We start from the raw sequence: 16,691 nt of genomic DNA on the forward strand, positions 1-16,691 counted from the left end.
ATCTCGGTCGTCGTGACGCTGATCGTTCCGATCGCCATGGAAGACGGCCTGCGCTTCGCTATCCGCGAAGGTGGCCGTACCGTCGGCGCCGGCGTGGTGGCATCGATCATCGAGTGATGATGGCGGGCGCCGGCTCATCCGGCGCCTTCCTTTCCGGACTTGAACAACCCCTTGCGGGTTGCCTGAACCGGAGATAAGAACAGGTTTGGACGGAACTTCAGGTCCCGTCCGTGCAGGGGTATAGCTCAGTTGGTAGAGCGGCGGTCTCCAAAACCGCAGGTCGCGGGTTCGAGCCCTGCTGCCCCTGCCATTTTGTTCTTGAATATTGGCCGCCGAGGCCTTATTGAGGACCACTCGGGCGGGGCGCGCGGATGATTCTGCGCGCCCGCTCGTCGTGACGAGACCGGAACCGGAATGGCCAAGAGTAATCCCTTTACGTTTATCCAGCAGGTTCGCTCCGAAGCTGCCAAGGTGACCTGGCCGACCCGCAAGGAAACGGCCGTGACGACTGTCATGGTGTTTGTGATGGTGGTGCTTGCCTCCATCTTCTTTCTTCTGGCGGATCAGCTGATGAGCTGGGGCATTGGCTTGCTCCTCGGCGTGGGCGGTTGACGCCTGCAAGGTTTCACGAGACAGGAAACGGAACTGAGGTCATGGCCAAGCGCTGGTACATTGTGCATGCCTACTCCAATTTCGAGAAGAAGGTAGCCGAGTCCATCCGCGAGAAAGCTGCCCAGAAGGGGCTTTCTGACCTGTTCGAGGAAATCCTCGTTCCGATGGAAAAGGTCGTCGAAGTGCGCCGCGGGCGCAAGGTCGATGCCGAACGCAAATTCTTCCCGGGCTACGTTCTGGTGAAGATGGAGATGACCGACGAGGCGTTCCATCTGATCAAGAACACCCCCAAGGTCAGTGGCTTCCTCGGTTCCGAGCAGAAGCCCGTTCCGATTTCGGAAGCCGAGGCGCGCCGCATCCTGAGCCAGGTTCAGGAAGGTGTCGACCGGCCGAAGCCGTCGGTCAGTTTCGAGGTTGGCGAGCAGGTCCGCGTGTCGGACGGCCCGTTTGCCTCCTTCTCCGGCCTCGTCGAGGAAGTGGACGAAGAGCGCGCGCGCCTCAAGGTTGCCGTGTCGATCTTTGGCCGCCCGACGCCGGTCGAGCTGGAATTTGGTCAGGTCGACAAGGTCTGATCAAGCTGGCCGCCCACGGGCGGCCAAAGCTGCATGGAGGCCATCATGGCGTCCGCGCAGAAGAGGGTGGCAGGTAAGGCGCGCCTACGCCGGGCGTGTCAAGCCAGACCACCCGCTCCTGAATGCCGGTTTATCCGGCTTACTCGCTAGGAGAGTATAATGGCGAAGAAAATCGAAGGTTATATCAAGCTGCAGGTGGCAGCCGGCTCCGCAACGCCGTCGCCCCCGATCGGTCCCGCGCTGGGTCAGCGCGGTCTCAACATCATGGAATTCTGCAAGGCGTTCAACGCGCAGACCCAGGATATCGAGAAGGGCGCTCCGTGCCCGGTCGTGATCACCTATTTCTCCGACAAGTCCTTCACCTTCCAGATCAAGACCGCTCCGGTCAGCTTCTTCCTGAAGAAGGCTGCTGGTCTGAAGTCCGGTTCCAAGACCCCGGGCCGCGGCACGGTTGGCAAGGTGAACAAGGCGCAGGTGCGTGAAATCGCCACCGCCAAGATGAAGGACCTCAACGCGAACGACGTGGAAGCGGCGATGCGCATGGTTGAGGGTTCTGCCCGTTCGATGGGCCTCGAGGTCACGGAGTAAGATCATGGCGAAGATTGGCAAGCGTATCCGTGCTGCTCGTGAAGGCATCGACAGAAACAAGACCTACGCCCTCGGCGAAGCCCTGGCCCTGATCAAGGACCGCGCCAAGGTGAAGTTCGACGAAACCGTCGAAGTTGCGATCAACCTTGGCGTTGACCCGCGTCACGCTGACCAGATGGTCCGCGGCGTCTGCGTGCTGCCGAACGGCACCGGCAAGACCGTCCGCGTCGCCGTGTTCGCCCGTGGCGACAAGGCTGAGGAAGCCAAGGCTGCCGGCGCAGACATCGTTGGCGCCGAAGAGCTGGTCAACGAAGTGCAGGGCGGCAAGATCGACTTCGACCGCTGCATTGCAACCCCGGACATGATGCCGCTGGTCGGCCGTCTTGGTAAGGTGCTTGGCCCGCGCGGCCTGATGCCGAACCCCAAGGTCGGCACCGTGACCCCGGACGTGGCTTCGGCCGTGCGTGACGCCAAGGGCGGCGCCGTGCAGTTCCGCGTCGAGAAGGCTGGTATCATCCACGCCGGCGTTGGCAAGGTCTCCTTCACCCAGGACGCCCTGGTCGAGAACATCCGCGCTCTCGTGGATGCCGTCCAGAAGGCCAAGCCGAGCGGTTCCAAGGGCCAGTACATGCGCCGTGTTGCCCTGTCGTCCACGATGGGCCCGGGCGTCAAGGTCGACCTGGCTTCGATCAACGGCTGATGCTGCAGACCCGGCAGGGCTTACTGCCGGGTTTCGCGCTGGCCGCAGCGGCGTGACCGGTCAGGAGTTGAAGCTCCGGTCCGCGCCGCATCCAAGAGGTTCCTCCCGGTTCTGCCGGGAGGCACTGGTCCGGTCCCGTACCGGATCATCCCTGTCCGAGACTGCAGGTGCCGGGAAACCGGTCTAAGCCGAATGGGCCTGCATAGATGGGTGAGAACCAGTTTGTTTCCGGCTTGCCGGGGGCTGAAACGGTTCGAACCAGATGCCTTGCCGCGCTCCAAGCGAGGTGAGGGGACAGGAAACCCTGAGCGTCGCCTGTGACGCGGTACGGGGCTTCCCCGCACCGCCAAGCTGGCGGCAAAGGCAAACCGGTGGCGGAAACGCCATCAAATGGAGTAGGCAAGTGGAAAGAGCGGAAAAGCACGAGTTCGTGACCGCCCTCAACGAAGAGCTGCGTAGCACTTCGGTTGTGGTCGTCGCGCACTATGCGGGTCTCTCGGTTGCACAGATGACCGCGCTGCGGTTGAAAGTGCGTGACGCCGGCGGAACCGTAAAGGTTGCAAAGAACCGTCTTGTAAAGCTTGCCCTTCAAGGCACTGACCTTGAGCACATCAATGGCCTCTTCACGGGCCCGACCCTGATCGCCTATTCGGAAGATCCGGTCGCGGCTCCCAAGGCCATGGTGGAATTCGCCAAGACGACGGACAAGTTCGTCATCCTCGGCGGTGCTCTCGGCAAGACCAACCTGAATGCGGAAGGCGTCAAGTCTCTCGCCACGATGCCGTCGCTCGAAGAGCTGCGCGCAAAGCTGGTGGGCATGATCCAGACCCCGGCATCCCGCATTGCCCAGGTTGTCAACGCACCGGCCGGGCAGCTCGCCCGCGTTTTCGGCGCGTATGCCAAGAAGGACGAGGCCGCATAAGGCGCCCCCTAAGCAATACACTGTCTGTAACCAAGCATTTGGTTCGAACGTAAGGTACATAAGAAATGGCTAACCTCGAAAAGCTCGTTGAAGATCTGTCCGCCCTGACCGTCATGGAAGCTGCTGAGCTGTCCAAGATGCTCGAAGAGAAGTGGGGCGTGTCCGCCGCAGCTCCGGTGGCTGTTGCTGCCGTTGCGGCTGCTCCGGCTGCTGCTGTTGAAGAGCAGACCGAATTCGACGTCGTTCTCGCTGACGCTGGCGACAAGAAGATCAACGTGATCAAGGAAGTCCGCGCCATCACCGGCCTCGGCCTGAAGGAAGCCAAGGAGCTCGTCGAAGGCGCTCCGAAGGTTGTCAAGGAGCAGGTCTCCAAGGCTGAAGCCGAAGACCTCAAGAAGAAGCTCGAAGAGGCTGGCGCCAAGGTCGAGCTCAAGTAATAGGATCGAAAGATCCAAGGCGGTCCCGGGCAACCGGGACCGTTTCCTGGCCCCGGCGGGTATAACCCGTTTCCGGGGCATTAGTCCCGAATAGGGGACGGTTATCCGAAGCGCCCGGGCGAAGCTGCCCGATTGGACAAGGGGCGTTGCGGACAGCCGTCACCCAAGGCGATACGAACGAGGAGCGACAATGACCCTAACGTTCAACGGTCGCAAACGTGTCCGGAAATTCTTCGGATCGATCCGCGATGTAACGGAAATGCCCAACCTCATCGAGGTTCAGAAGGCATCCTACGACCAGTTCCTGCAGGTTGAGGAGCCCAAGGGCGGCCGTCCCGATGAAGGCCTCCAGGCGGTCTTCAACTCTGTTTTCCCGATTTCCGACTTTGCCGGAACCGCTCTGCTTGAATTCGTCAAGTTCGAATTCGAGCAGCCCAAGTACGACGTCGAGGAGTGCCGTCAGCGCAGCATGACCTATGCTGCCCCGCTGAAGGTGACCCTGCGCCTGATCGTGTTCGATGTCGATGAAGACACCGGGGCCAAGTCCGTCAAGGACATCAAGGAGCAGGACGTCTACATGGGGGACATCCCCTTCATGACCGAGAACGGTACGTTCGTCGTGAACGGCACCGAGCGCGTCATCGTGTCCCAGATGCACCGCTCTCCGGGCGTGTTCTTCGATCATGACAAGGGCAAGACCCATTCCAGCGGCAAGCTGCTGTTTGCTGCCCGCGTGATTCCCTACCGCGGTTCCTGGCTCGACATCGAGTTCGACGCCAAGGACATCGTCTATGCGCGTATCGACCGCCGCCGCAAGATTCCGGTCACCTCTCTGCTGATGGCCCTCGGCCTCGACGGCGAAGAGATCCTGAACACCTTCTACCAGCGCATCCAATATTCGCGCGCGGACAAGGGGTCCTGGCGCATGCCGTTCGACGGCGACCGCCTCAAGGGCAACAAGGCGTCCTATGATCTGATCGACGCCGACACCGGCGAAGTTGTGATCGAAGCCGGCCGCAAGATCACGGCACGCATGATCAAGCAGCTCACCGAAAAGGGCGTCAAGGCCCTGAAGGTGACCGACGAAGACCTGCACGGCCAGTATCTGGCCGAGGACGTCGTCGACTTCGTGACCGGCGAGATCTACGCTGAAGCGGGCGACGAGATCAACGCGAAGCTGCTCGACGAGCTGATCCAGCGCGGCTACGAGGAGCTGTCCGTTCTCGATATCGACCACATCAACACCGGCGCCTATGTCCGCAACACGCTTGCTGCGGACAAGAACGAGAGCCGTGAAGATGCGCTGTTCGACATCTACCGCGTGATGCGCCCTGGCGAGCCGCCCACCCTGGAATCCGCTGAAGCGATGTTCCAGTCGCTGTTCTTCGACGCCGAGCGTTACGACCTGTCTGCGGTCGGCCGCGTCAAGATGAACATGCGTCTTGACCTGACCTGCCCTGACACCGTGCGCACCCTGCGCAAGGAAGACATCCTGGCCGTGATCCGGCTGCTGCTCGACCTGCGCGACGGCAAGGGCGAGATCGACGACATCGACAACCTCGGCAACCGCCGTGTGCGTTCGGTCGGCGAACTCATGGAGAACCAGTACCGCGTCGGCCTGCTGCGCATGGAACGTGCGATCAAGGAGCGCATGAGCTCTGTCGACATCGACACGGTCATGCCGCAGGACCTGATCAACGCCAAGCCGGCAGCCGCTGCCGTGCGTGAGTTCTTCGGCTCCTCGCAGCTCAGCCAGTTCATGGACCAGACCAATCCGCTGTCCGAAGTGACGCACAAGCGCCGCCTGTCGGCTCTTGGACCGGGTGGTCTGACGCGTGAGCGCGCTGGCTTCGAAGTTCGCGACGTGCATCCGACCCACTACGGCCGTATCTGCCCGATCGAGACGCCGGAAGGCCCGAACATCGGTCTGATCAATTCGCTGGCGACCTTCGCCCGTGTGAACAAGTACGGCTTTATCGAGAGTCCGTACCGCAAGGTGCGTGATGGCGTCGTCTCCGACGAGGTCGTCTATCTCTCGGCCATGGAAGAAGCCAAACACTACGTCGCCCAGTCCAACGCTGTCCTCGATGAGAACAACCGTCTGGTGGAAGAGCTGGTCACCTGCCGTCATGCCGGTGAAAACATGCTCGTTCCGTCCGACCGCGTGGACCTGATGGACGTTTCGCCGAAGCAGCTGGTTTCGGTCGCTGCCGCGCTCATTCCGTTCCTGGAAAACGACGACGCCAACCGCGCGCTCATGGGCTCGAACATGCAGCGTCAGGCCGTGCCGCTGGTGCGCGCCGAAGCGCCCTTCGTCGGCACCGGCATGGAGCCGATCGTGGCCCGTGACTCCGGCGCTGCCATCGCTGCCCGCCGCGGTGGTGTTGTCGATCAGGTGGATGCGACCCGTATCGTTATCCGCGCCACGGAAGATCTCGATCCGTCCAAGTCGGGCGTCGATATCTACCGCCTGATGAAGTTCCAGCGTTCCAACCAGAACACCTGTATCAACCAGCGTCCGCTGGTCCGCGTCGGTGACGTCATTTCCAAGGGTGACATCATCGCTGACGGCCCGTCGACGGATCTGGGCGATCTGGCACTCGGCCGCAACGTACTCGTCGCGTTCATGCCGTGGAACGGCTACAACTTCGAGGACTCCATCCTCCTGTCCGAACGCATCGTGTCCGATGACGTCTTCACCTCGATCCATCTGGAAGAGTTTGAAGTCGCCGCCCGTGACACCAAGCTCGGCCCGGAAGAGATCACGCGCGATATTCCGAACGTCTCGGAAGAAGCGCTGAAGAACCTCGACGAAGCCGGCATCGTCTACATCGGCGCCGAAGTGAAGCCGGGTGACATTCTCGTCGGCAAGATCACGCCGAAAGGCGAGAGCCCGATGACGCCGGAAGAAAAGCTTCTGCGTGCCATCTTCGGCGAAAAGGCTTCGGATGTCCGCGACACCTCCCTGCGTCTGCCGCCCGGCGTTGCCGGTACGGTCGTGGAAGTGCGCGTGTTCAACCGTCACGGCGTCGAGAAGGACGAGCGTGCGATGGCCATCGAGCGCGAGGAAATCGAGCGCCTGGCCAAGGACCGCGACGACGAGCAGGCAATCCTTGACCGCAACGTCTATGGCCGCCTGGCCGAGATGCTGCTGGGCAAGACCGCCATTGCCGGCCCTAAGGGCTTCAAGAAGGACACCAGCCTGACCGGTGATGTCCTTGGCGAATACCCGCGTTCGCAGTGGTGGCAGTTTGCAATGGACGATGAAAAGTTCATGAGCGAAGTGGAAGCCCTGCGCGGCCAGTACGATGAAAGCCGCAAGCGCCTCGAGCAGCGTTTCATCGACAAGGTGGAGAAGCTGCAGCGCGGTGACGAGCTGCCCCCTGGCGTCATGAAGATGGTCAAGGTCTTCGTCGCTGTGAAGCGCAAGATCCAGCCGGGCGACAAGATGGCCGGCCGTCACGGCAACAAGGGCGTGGTCTCCAAGATCAACCCGAACGAGGACATGCCGTTCCTGGCGGACGGCACCCATGTCGACATCGTTCTCAATCCGCTGGGCGTGCCGTCGCGCATGAACGTGGGCCAGATCCTCGAGACCCACCTTGGCTGGGCCTGCGCAGGCATGGGCCGCAAGATCGGCGAACTCTATGATGAGTACCGCAAGACGGGTGAGATCCAGGCTCTGAAGAGCGAGATCCACGAACTCTACGGCGACAACATCAAGGGTGATGCGGTCAAGCATTACGATGACGAGAGTCTCCTGCGTCTTGCCGAACAGCTGAAGAAGGGCGTTTCGATTGCAACGCCGGTCTTCGACGGTGCGCATGAGCCGGACATCGTGGAGATGCTCAACGCAGCCGGCCTTGACGCCAGTGGCCAGTCGACACTCTACGACGGGCGTACAGGTGAAGCCTTCGACCGCAAGGTCACCGTGGGTTACATCTATATGCTCAAGCTGCACCACCTCGTGGACGACAAGATCCACGCCCGTTCGATTGGACCTTACTCGCTCGTGACCCAGCAGCCGCTGGGTGGCAAGGCGCAGTTCGGCGGCCAGCGCTTCGGTGAAATGGAGGTGTGGGCCCTTGAAGCATATGGCGCTGCCTACACGCTGCAGGAAATGCTGACCGTGAAGTCGGATGACGTTGCGGGCCGCACGAAGGTCTACGAGGCAATTGTCCGTGGTGATGACACGTTCGAGGCCGGTATTCCGGAGAGCTTCAACGTTCTCGTGAAGGAAATGCGGTCGCTGGGTCTCAACGTGGAACTTCAGCAGTCCGGTCTTCCCGCATTTACCGATGAGCCCGCGGCAGACGCGGCAGAGTGATCTGCGGGCATGAAAAAGACTGAAACAGGACGTACAGTGCAGGAAAAGGGGAGTGGGCACGGCCCGCTCCCCATCCGTGCATCGAAGGAGAGAGCCCATGAATCATGAGGTCATGAACCTGTTCAACCAGCAGGCTCCTGCGCAGACCTTCGACCAGATCCGGATTTCTCTCGCCAGCCCCGAGCGGATCATGTCTTGGTCCTATGGTGAGATCAAGAAGCCGGAGACGATCAACTACCGCACGTTCAAGCCTGAACGTGATGGTCTGTTCTGCGCCCGTATCTTTGGCCCGATCAAGGATTACGAGTGCTTGTGCGGCAAGTACAAGCGTATGAAGTACAAGGGCGTCATCTGTGAGAAGTGCGGCGTCGAAGTGACGCTGAGCCGCGTACGCCGTGAGCGCATGGGCCACATCGAGCTGGCTGCCCCGGTTGCGCATATCTGGTTCCTGAAGTCGCTGCCCTCCCGCATCGGCCTTCTGCTGGACATGACGCTGAAGGACCTGGAGCGCGTGCTCTATTTCGAGAACTATGTTGTTCTTGAGCCGGGCCTGACCCCGCTCAAGCAGAACCAGCTGCTGAGTGAGGAAGAGTATATCAGCGCCCAGGACGAGTATGGCGAGGACGCGTTCACGGCGATGATCGGCGCGGAAGCCATCCGCGAAATGCTGATGTCGCTTGATCTGGTGCGCGAAAGCGAGAAGCTGCGCGTCGAGATCGCCGAAGCGACCACCGAGCTGAAGCCGAAGAAGCTGGCCAAGCGCCTCAAGGTCATCGAAGCCTTCACCGAGTCGGGCAACCGTCCGGAATGGATGATCATGACCGTGATTCCGGTGATCCCGCCGGATCTGCGCCCGCTGGTTCCGCTGGACGGCGGCCGTTTCGCGACGTCGGATCTGAACGATCTGTACCGCCGCGTGATCAACCGCAACAACCGCCTGAAGCGCCTGATCGAACTGCGTGCGCCGGATATCATCATCCGCAACGAAAAGCGCATGCTGCAGGAGTCCGTTGACGCCCTGTTCGACAACGGCCGCCGCGGCCGCGTCATCACCGGTGCCAACAAGCGTCCGCTGAAGTCGCTGTCCGACATGCTCAAGGGCAAGCAGGGCCGCTTCCGCCAGAACCTGCTGGGCAAGCGCGTCGACTATTCCGGCCGTTCGGTGATCACCGTGGGTCCGGAGCTGAAGCTTCACCAGTGCGGCCTGCCGAAGAAGATGGCTCTCGAGCTGTTCAAGCCCTTCATCTATTCGCGCCTCGACGCGAAGGGCTTCTCCTCGACCGTCAAGCAGGCCAAGAAGCTGGTGGAGAAGGAGCGTCCGGAAGTCTGGGATATCCTCGACGAGGTGATCCGTGAGCACCCGGTTCTTCTGAACCGTGCGCCGACGTTGCACCGTCTCGGCATCCAGGCGTTCGAACCGACACTGATCGAAGGCAAGGCCATCCAGTTGCACCCGCTCGTCTGCTCGGCTTTCAACGCCGACTTCGACGGTGACCAGATGGCCGTGCACGTGCCGCTTTCGCTGGAAGCCCAGCTGGAAGCCCGTACGCTGATGATGTCGACCAACAACATTCTGCATCCGGCCAACGGCGGCCCGATCATCGTTCCGTCTCAGGATATCGTTCTGGGTCTCTATTATCTGTCGATCATGGCAGAGAACGAGCCGGGCGAAGGCATGGCCTTCGGCAACATGGGCGAGATCCAGCACGCGCTGGCCAACAAGGTCATCACGCTGCACACGAAGATCCGCGGACGCTTCCGCTCGATCGACGCTGACGGCAACCCGACCTCCGGCATCTTCGAGACGACGCCGGGCCGCATGATGATTGCCGAACTGCTGCCGAAGCATCACGAGGTTCCCTTCGACACCTGCAACAGGCTGATGACGAAGAAGGAAGTCTCGCGCATGATCGACACCGTCTACCGCGCCTGCGGTCAGAAGGAGACGGTCATTTTCTGTGACCGCATCATGCAGCTCGGGTTCCGCAATGCGTGCAGCGCTGGCATCTCGTTCGGCAAGGATGACATGGTGATCCCGGACACCAAGCAGAAGCTGGTGGCCGAGACGGCCGCGATGGTTGCAGAATACGAGCAGCAGTACAACGACGGCCTGATCACTCAGGGCGAGAAGTACAACAAGGTGGTTGACGCCTGGGCCAAGTGCACCGACCGCATCGCTGATGAGATGATGAAGCGCATTCAGGCGGTTCAGATCGATCAGGAGACGGGCCGTCAGAAGCCGATGAACTCGGTTTACATGATGTCCCACTCGGGTGCCCGTGGTTCTCCGGCCCAGATGAAGCAGCTTGCCGGCATGCGCGGCCTCATGGCCAAGCCGTCGGGCGAGATCATCGAAAACCCGATCATCTCGAACTTCAAGGAAGGCCTGTCGGTTCTGGAGTACTTCAACTCCACCCACGGCGCCCGTAAGGGTCTGGCTGACACCGCGCTCAAGACGGCGAACTCGGGTTACCTGACCCGCCGCCTCGTGGACGTGGCTCAGGACTCGATCATCCTTGAAGTCGACTGCGGATCCGAGAACGGCATCACCGTTCAGGCGATCGTGGACGCCGGTCAGGTCATTGCAAGCCTTGGCCAGCGCGTTCTCGGCCGTACGGCGGCAGAAGACGTCTACAATCACGCAACCGGCGAGATCATCGTACCGAAGGGACGCATGATCGACGAAAAGGACGTGGAGCTGATCGAGGCTGCCAAGGTTCAGCAGATCAAGATCCGTTCGGTTCTGACCTGTCAGACTGTCACGGGCGTCTGCGGCACCTGCTACGGCCGTGACCTTGCCCGTGGTACGCCGGTCAACATCGGTGAAGCTGTCGGTGTCATCGCCGCTCAGTCGATCGGTGAGCCGGGTACCCAGCTGACCATGCGCACGTTCCACATCGGTGGCACGGCACAGGTGGTGGACAGCTCGTTCATCGAATCCAACGTCGATGGCACGATCAAGATCCGCAACCGCGCCGCCACCCGCGACAGCGATGGCAACCTGATCGCCATGGCGCGCAACATGTCGCTCATAGTGGTTGACAGTGACGGCAACGAGCGCGCTGTCCATCGCGTCACCTACGGCGCCAAGCTGCTGGTGGACGATGGTGATGCGGTCAAGCGCGGCCAGCGTATCGCCGAGTGGGACCCCTACACCCGCCCGATGCTGTCGGAAGTGGATGGCGTGGTCGACTTCGAAGACCTGGTGGACGGCGCTTCGGTGCAGGAAACCACCGACGAAGCGACCGGTATCACCAAGCGTGTCGTCATCGACTGGCGCACGTCTCACCGCGGCCAGGATCTCAAGCCGGCGGTTGTCGTCAAGGACGCCAATGGCTCGATCTGCAAGCTGGCCCGTGGTGGCGACGCCCGCCTGCTGCTTTCGGTGGACGCCATTCTGTCGGTGCAGCCGGGCAACCGGGTGAAGGCTGGTGACGTGCTCGCACGTATCCCGCTGGAAAGCGCCAAGACGAAGGACATCACCGGTGGTCTGCCCCGCGTGGCGGAACTGTTCGAGGCGCGCCGTCCGAAGGACCACGCCATCATCGCGGAAATCAGCGGTACCATCCGCTTCGGCCGCGATTACAAGAACAAGCGCCGCATCATTGTGGAGCCGCATGACGAGACACTGGAGCCGGTCGAGTACTTGATCCCGAAGGGCAAGCACTTCCATTTGCAGGAAGGCGACGTCATCGAGAAGGGCGAGTACATCCTCGACGGCAACCCGGCACCGCACGACATCCTGGCAGTCAAGGGCGTGGAAGCGCTCGCGGCCTACCTCGTCAACGAGATCCAGGAAGTTTACCGGTTGCAGGGCGTGGTGATTAACGACAAGCACATCGAGGTGATCGTTCGCCAGATGCTGCAAAAGGTCGAAATCACCGATCCGGGCGAGACCGAGTTCTTCGCGGGTGAGCAGGTCGACCAGCTCGACTTCGACGAGGCGAACCAGCGTGCGATCGACGACGCCAAGACCCCGGCCAAGGGCGTGCCGGTTCTCCTGGGTATCACCAAGGCGAGCCTGCAGACCCGGTCGTTCTTCTCGGCAGCCTCCTTCCAGGAGACAACGCGCGTCCTCACCGACGCCGCTGTCAACGGCAAGATCGACCCGCTGGTCGGCCTCAAGGAGAACGTCATCGTCGGCCGTCTGATCCCGGCCGGTACGGGCGGCGTGATGAAGCGTATCCGTCAGATTGCCACCCATCGTGACGATCTGATCCTTGACGAGCGCCGCAAGCGTTCGGGCGACAGCGCCGCAGAGGGCCTGCTCGAGGATCTGTCTGGCGCCGCTGAATAAGCGGACCAGCTACATCAATCAGAGAGGCCGCCATCCGTGCGGCCTTTCGTTTATGCAGAAGGAGGCCGTTATGGCTGGCAATGACGATGATGCTCCGCTGGAGCCTACGGTCTTCCTGGTGATCGGACGGGTCTGGGACAACGAGGACGATGGCCCGGAAGCTGCCGTGCCGATCCATGTGATGCTGACTGCTCCTGATGATGACAGCGCCGTGCGCAAGACGCTGGAGGCTTTGGCAGGCGAGGGCTTTGCCGAGGCCGAGCTCGATCAGATCGGTGTGCTGGAAGGTGAACCGGATGACCCGACATATGAGGGCGCTTATCAGGATGCCCTTTCCGGGAATGTGGCGGTGATCACCTTCCGCGATTGACCCGGCGCCACAGTCAGAAGAGCGGGGACGGCAGAGGGAAACAGGCCAGCTGCCGTCCCTGTGCATTTGAGGGAACGGGTTTGCACCGTGTTTACCGTTCCCGCAGGAAGGTTTGGCAGCCCTGCCGGGCGGCAGTGGCCTGATTGGTCCCGCAAGCGGCACCGGGGCAGGGCAGAGTGGTTTGATTCCCTTGTTTTGATTCCTTAACGGGCAAATAACTGGCTCTCCGTGCCGTGAGTCCCGGTTTTCGGGAAAACCGCCGGGGATTCGGGGTTTCTGCGGCTCAGCAGGGTGCAGAACAGCTCTGAAGGATTCGCAAGGCACGGTTAACCGGCATAGGACCCGGCCTTGCAGGATGCCAGGCCGGTATAATTTAATTACAATCCCGCGCGCATTTTCATTACAAAAAAATGCGGAAATGCTCGGATTCAGGCCGTGGCGTGGCAAAGGCGGGGCAGGACAGGGCAATCCGGCAGAAATCCGAGATTTCCCTTGACGGCAGGGGGCGCCGTGAGTAGTGTCCGCCCATCCCAAGGGCAGGCGGTAAGTCCTGATGTGTTCCAGCGGTCTACGCAAGGAACCTGAATACTTAAACGCTGCCGGGTTCAAAAAGGCGAATAAGCGTCGATTGCACGACCGCGATTAACCTCGTGGTCCTCTGGTTTTCGCAGCGCCTCCCATGTGCGAACATGGCTGAGGCGCGATTACGTTTGTCACGTATTCAGTGAAAAGCAGGGTAGCGTACGAATTTTTGGATGGCAGAGGTAAAGGGCACAGAATGCCGACCATCAACCAGCTGATCCGCAAGCCGCGGAAAGACCCGCCGAAGCGGAACAAGGTGCCGGCCATGGAGGCCTGCCCGCAGAAGCGTGGTGTTTGCACCCGCGTATACACCACGACGCCGAAGAAGCCGAACTCGGCACTTCGTAAGGTTGCCAAGGTGCGCCTGACGAATGGCTTCGAAGTCATCGGTTACATCCCGGGTGAAGGTCATAACCTTCAGGAGCACTCCGTGGTGATGATCCGCGGTGGCCGCGTCAAGGATTTGCCGGGCGTTCGCTACCACATCATCCGTGGCGTGCTCGACACCCAGGGCGTCAAGAACCGTAAGCAGCGCCGGTCGAAGTACGGCGCCAAGCGGCCGAAGTAAGGAGCGCGCGGCATGTCCCGTCGTCACAGCGCAGAAAAGCGCGAGATCATTCCGGATCCCAAGTTCGGAGATGTCGTCGTTACCAAGTTCATGAACTCGATCATGTATCACGGCAAGAAGTCCGTGGCCGAGCGCATCGTTTACGGTGCCTTCGACATCATCGAGAAGAAGACCCGTGAGAACCCCGTCGAGGTGTTCCATGCGGCTCTTGAAAACGTCATGCCGCAGGTAGAAGTCCGCTCCCGCCGCGTCGGTGGCGCGACCTACCAGGTTCCGGTGGAAGTCCGCGCGGACCGCCGTCAGGCATTGGCGATCCGCTGGCTGATCGCTGCAGCCCGCAACCGTAACGAAACCACCATGGTGGACCGCCTGTCGGGAGAAATGCTCGACGCCGCGAACAACCGTGGTTCCGCAGTGAAGAAGCGCGAAGACACGCACCGCATGGCGGATGCGAACCGCGCCTTCTCTCACTACCGCTGGTAATCCTGGAAAAGGGCTGACGTCATGTCTCGCACGCACAAAATCGAGGACTACCGCAACTTCGGTATCATGGCTCACATCGATGCCGGCAAGACCACGACCACCGAGCGCATCCTGTACTACACAGGCAAGAGCCACAAGATCGGTGAAGTCCATGATGGCGCTGCCACCATGGACTGGATGGAGCAGGAACAGGAACGCGGCATCACGATCACGTCCGCCGCGACCACCGCTTTCTGGAATGAAAAGCGCCTGAACATCATCGACACCCCGGGTCACGTGGACTTCACCATTGAGGTGGAGCGTTCCCTGCGCGTGCTGGACGGTGCCGTTGCCCTTCTCGACGCCAATGCTGGCGTTGAGCCCCAGACTGAAACCGTGTGGCGTCAGGCGGACAAGTACCGCGTGCCGCGCATGATCTTCGTCAACAAGATGGATAAGCTCGGTGCGGACTTCTACCGCTGCGTCGAGATGGTCAAGAACCGTCTGGGTGCCAAGCCTCTGTGCCTGCAGATCCCGGTCGGCGCCGAGAACGAGTTTGCCGGCGTTGTCGATCTGATCAAGATGAAGGCGCTGATCTGGCGCGACGAAACCCTGGGCGCGGCCTGGGACGAAGTGGAGATCCCGGCTGACCTGGCTGACAAGGCCCAGGAATTCCGTGATGCCATGATCGAAACGGCTGTCGAAGTCGATGAAGCTGCCATGGAAGCGTATCTGGAAGGCAACGAGCCGGACAATGACACGCTGAAGGCGCTGATCCGCAAGGGCACCATCAAGGGCGAATTCGTTCCGATCTTTGCCGGCTCGGCCTTCAAGAACAAGGGCGTTCAGCCGCTGCTCGACGGTGTGGTGGACTACCTGCCGTGCCCGCTCGACGTTCCGGCCATCAAGGGCATCGATCCGAAGACCGAGGGGGAAGTCCTCCGCAAGTCGAGCGATGAAGAGCCCCTGTCCATGCTGGCATTCAAGATCATGAACGACCCGTTCGTCGGTTCGCTCACCTTCTGCCGCATCTACTCGGGCGTTCTGAACAAGGGCACGTCCCTGCAGAACACCGTGAAGGACAAGAAGGAACGTGTCGGCCGCATGATGCAGATGCATGCCAACAGCCGTGAAGACATCGACGTTGCCTATGCAGGCGACATCGTTGCCATCGCCGGTCTGAAGGACACCACCACGGGTGACACGCTCTGCGATCCTGCCAAGCCGGTCATTCTGGAGCGCATGGAATTCCCCGAGCCGGTGATCGAGATCGCCGTCGAGCCGAAGACCAAGGGCGACCAGGAAAAGATGGGCCTCGCGCTCAACCGCCTGGCAGCCGAAGATCCGTCTTTCCGCGTCAAGACCGACGAGGAAAGCGGTCAGACCATCATCGCCGGCATGGGTGAACTTCACCTCGACATCATCGTCGACCGCATGCGCCGCGAGTTCAAGGTGGAAGCAAACATCGGCGCTCCGCAGGTGGCCTACCGTGAAACGATCACCCGCCGCGCTGAAGTGGACTATACCCACAAGAAGCAGACCGGTGGTACCGGCCAGTTTGCCCGCGTCAAGCTCGTCATTGAGCCGAACGAAGTGGGTGCTGGCTATGCCTTCGAGAGCCAGATCGTTGGTGGTGCTGTTCCGAAGGAATACATCCCCGGCGTGACTAAGGGTATCGAAAGTGTGATGTCTTCGGGTCCGCTCGCCGGCTTCCCGATGGTCGACATCAAGGCCATCCTCGTCGATGGTGCCTACCATGATGTTGACTCCTCGGTTCTGGCCTTCGAAATCGCTGCACGCGCCGGCTTCCGTGAAGCCATCGCCAAGGCTGGTCCGAAGCTGCTCGAGCCCATCATGAAGGTCGAGGTCGTTACCCCGGCTGATTATATGGGCGACGTGATCGGCGACCTGAACTCCCGCCGCGGCCAGATCAACGGCACGGAAGACCGTGGTGTTGTGACTGCTATCACCGCGATGGTCCCGCTCGCCAACATGTTTGGCTATGTGAACAACCTGCGGTCCATGTCGCAGGGGCGTGCGCAGTACTCGATGGTGTTCGACCATTACGAGCAGGTGCCGCAGGCCGTTGCTGACCAGGTTCAGGCGAAGTACGCCTGAACCACCGACCGACATTAAAGAACTAGAGAAAGCGGAGTAATCCGATGGCGAAGGAAAAGTTTGAGCGCACGAAGCCGCACGTGAACATTGGCACGATCGGCCACGTTGACCACGGCAAGACGACGCTGACTGCGGC

The 16,691-nt window shown here is 61.0% G+C and carries 14 protein-coding genes and 1 tRNA gene; all 15 read left to right on the plus strand.

Annotated features, from left to right (window positions below; genetic code table 11):
* On the plus strand, nt 1–117 hold a 117-nt coding region (locus ASC48_RS19430), incomplete at its 5' end, for an EF-Tu C-terminal domain-related protein (RefSeq protein WP_019966701.1).
* Nucleotides 118–234: 117 nt separating this feature from the next.
* Nucleotides 235–310, plus strand: a tRNA-Trp gene (locus tag ASC48_RS18905).
* Between the two features lie 104 nt (nt 311–414).
* Nucleotides 415–612 (plus strand): preprotein translocase subunit SecE, encoded by a 198-nt coding sequence (secE, locus tag ASC48_RS18910; protein WP_019966700.1) that lies wholly within the window; start codon nt 415–417, stop codon nt 610–612.
* 41 nt (nt 613–653) lie between these two features.
* A complete protein-coding gene (nusG, locus tag ASC48_RS18915; protein WP_055457229.1) occupies nt 654–1,184 on the plus strand; it encodes a transcription termination/antitermination protein NusG in 531 nt (176 codons plus the stop codon).
* Nucleotides 1,185–1,343: 159 nt separating this feature from the next.
* Nucleotides 1,344–1,772, plus strand: coding sequence for a 50S ribosomal protein L11 (rplK, locus tag ASC48_RS18920; protein ID WP_019966698.1), 429 nt, complete (start codon nt 1,344–1,346; stop codon nt 1,770–1,772).
* A gap of 4 nt (nt 1,773–1,776) precedes the next feature.
* Complete coding sequence (gene rplA / locus ASC48_RS18925) at nt 1,777–2,472, plus strand: 50S ribosomal protein L1 (protein WP_055457230.1); 696 nt, start codon at nt 1,777–1,779, stop codon at nt 2,470–2,472.
* A gap of 403 nt (nt 2,473–2,875) precedes the next feature.
* A complete protein-coding gene (rplJ, locus tag ASC48_RS18930; RefSeq protein ID WP_055457231.1) occupies nt 2,876–3,394 on the plus strand; it encodes a 50S ribosomal protein L10 in 519 nt (172 codons plus the stop codon).
* A 65-nt stretch (nt 3,395–3,459) separates the two neighbouring features.
* On the plus strand, nt 3,460–3,831 hold the full coding sequence (gene rplL / locus ASC48_RS18935; RefSeq protein ID WP_019966695.1) for a 50S ribosomal protein L7/L12: 372 nt from the start codon (nt 3,460–3,462) through the stop codon (nt 3,829–3,831).
* Nucleotides 3,832–4,021: 190 nt separating this feature from the next.
* On the plus strand, nt 4,022–8,158 hold the full coding sequence (gene rpoB / locus ASC48_RS18940) for a DNA-directed RNA polymerase subunit beta (protein WP_055457232.1): 4,137 nt from the start codon (nt 4,022–4,024) through the stop codon (nt 8,156–8,158).
* Between the two features lie 97 nt (nt 8,159–8,255).
* Complete coding sequence (gene rpoC / locus ASC48_RS18945) at nt 8,256–12,455, plus strand: DNA-directed RNA polymerase subunit beta' (RefSeq protein WP_055457233.1); 4,200 nt, start codon at nt 8,256–8,258, stop codon at nt 12,453–12,455.
* 70 nt (nt 12,456–12,525) lie between these two features.
* On the plus strand, nt 12,526–12,825 hold the full coding sequence (locus tag ASC48_RS18950; protein ID WP_082440198.1) for a regulator: 300 nt from the start codon (nt 12,526–12,528) through the stop codon (nt 12,823–12,825).
* Nucleotides 12,826–13,603: 778 nt separating this feature from the next.
* Nucleotides 13,604–13,975, plus strand: a complete 372-nt coding sequence (gene rpsL / locus ASC48_RS18955; protein WP_019966691.1) for a 30S ribosomal protein S12 — start codon at nt 13,604–13,606, stop codon at nt 13,973–13,975.
* 12 nt (nt 13,976–13,987) lie between these two features.
* Nucleotides 13,988–14,458 carry a 30S ribosomal protein S7 gene (gene rpsG / locus ASC48_RS18960; protein ID WP_055457235.1) on the plus strand — a complete coding sequence of 157 codons (471 nt, stop codon included), beginning with the start codon at nt 13,988–13,990 and terminating at the stop codon, nt 14,456–14,458.
* 21 nt (nt 14,459–14,479) lie between these two features.
* Nucleotides 14,480–16,555 (plus strand): elongation factor G, encoded by a 2,076-nt coding sequence (gene fusA, locus ASC48_RS18965; protein WP_055457236.1) that lies wholly within the window; start codon nt 14,480–14,482, stop codon nt 16,553–16,555.
* A gap of 44 nt (nt 16,556–16,599) precedes the next feature.
* The coding region (locus tag ASC48_RS18970) for a GTP-binding protein (protein ID WP_018294844.1) at nt 16,600–16,691 on the plus strand (92 nt) is incomplete at its 3' end.

It is taken from the genome of Pannonibacter indicus, from assembly GCF_001418225.1.
In the GTDB taxonomy this organism is placed as follows: Bacteria; Pseudomonadota; Alphaproteobacteria; order Rhizobiales; family Stappiaceae; genus Pannonibacter; species Pannonibacter indicus.